Origin of the sequence: Streptomyces sp. NPDC003038, from assembly GCF_040611115.1 — a bacterium.
Classification (GTDB): Bacteria; Actinomycetota; Actinomycetes; order Streptomycetales; family Streptomycetaceae; genus Streptomyces.
In genome coordinates, this window is record NZ_JBEXNN010000120.1 from 1 (window position 1) to 1370 (window position 1370).

Here is a 1370-nt window from a genome sequence, read left to right on the forward strand (position 1 = left end):
GCCCGGTGAACGTCTCCACCCACAACGGCTCAGCCCTCAACACCCCACCCATACAGGCGAAATACCCAAACCGAAGCCTTCTGCAACACGCTTTAGACCGTGTCCTATGTGGTGAGGCGGACGAGGCGCTTGTAGCAGCAGGTGGCTGCAGCGAGACCGAGAAAGGCCAGGTAGTTGCGGGGGTGGCGTTCGTAGCGGTGGTTGAGCCGGCGGTAGCCGGCCAGCCAGGACATGGTCCGTTCGATCACCCACCGGCGTCGTCCGAGTCGTTCAGAGGACTCGACGCCCTTGCGTGCAATACGGACCCCGATCCGTTTGCCGCGTAACCATTTCCGCAGGTGGGGAACGTCGTATGCTTTGTCGGCGTGGAGGCGTTGGGGCTTGAAGTGGCGGCCGCGGTGGGGGTCGTGTCTCGTTTGGTGACCGAGCACCATGGGCTTCAGGGCGAGGCTGTCGTGGGTGTTGGCAGCGCTGACGCCGACGAGGAGGGGCAGCCCGTTCGCGTCCGACAGGACGTGCATCTTGGAGCCCGGCTTGCCCCTGTCCACGGGGCTCGGACCTGTGAGTTCGCCCCCTTTCGTCACCCTCGAGGGTGACCGACGGTGCAAGCTGTCGCCGCCCCAGCGCGCACTGGTCGCACTGGTGTACTTGCGCAAGAACGACACCCTGAGACAGATCGCCGCGGGATTCGGCATCAGCCTGGGGACCGCGCACGCCCATGTCCACGCCGTCGTGGCCCACCTGGCGGCAATGGCGCCGGGACTGACCGCGGCCCTGAGATCGACTACTGACCTTGAAGGCGGGTTGTCGTAGGTGCTGACAGGTGATGATCGTCGCGGTATGCCGGAGGTATGAGGTATCCGCAGGGTTGGGGTCTGACCGCGGAGAGGCAAGCGTTCCGTGAGCGGGTCCGGATGGAAGCGGTCGGGATGTTCGCCGATGGGCGGGGCAGTACCGAGATCGCGAAGGAGTTACGGGTCAGCGTTCGGTCGGTTCAGCGGTGGCGGCGGGCCTGGCGAGAGGCTGGTCAGGACGCGGTGCGCTCCCGCGGCCCGGCGTCCCGGCCGAAGCTGAGCGATGTGCTGTTCGCCGTGCTCGAGGACGAGTTGGCCAAAGGGCCGGTCGCTCGCGGGTGGCCAGACCAGCGATGGACGCTGGCCAGGATCAAGACCCTGATCGGCCGACGATTCTACAAGAGCATGACACTGTCGGGTATCTCCCAGATGCTGCGGCGGCACGGCTGGAGTCACCAGGTTCCGGCCCGTCACGCCGTCGAGGGGGCGAGACAGCCGTGGCCGGCTGGGTGAAGGACGTGTGGCAGCACGTGGAACCACCGCGGCGGCGCTCGGGGCCTGGCTCGTCTTCGAAGA

At 66.6% G+C, this 1370-nt stretch carries 3 pseudogenes; 2 read left to right on the plus strand and 1 reads right to left on the minus strand.

Annotated elements, in window-relative coordinates:
- Positions 1 to 104: 104 nt before the first annotated feature.
- Positions 105 to 578: pseudogene (locus ABZX75_RS34370) on the minus strand (IS5 family transposase); the annotation flags it as partial.
- Here ABZX75_RS34370 and ABZX75_RS34375 point away from each other — a divergent pair.
- Together ABZX75_RS34375 and ABZX75_RS34380 are read left to right on the plus strand one after the other, a co-directional pair.
- A pseudogene (locus ABZX75_RS34375) lies at positions 520 to 765 on the plus strand (transposase family protein); the annotation flags it as partial. The pseudogenes ABZX75_RS34370 and ABZX75_RS34375 sit on opposite strands and share 59 nt — an antisense overlap.
- Before the next feature lie 86 nt (positions 766 to 851).
- Positions 852 to 1370, plus strand: a pseudogene (locus tag ABZX75_RS34380) (winged helix-turn-helix domain-containing protein); the annotation flags it as partial.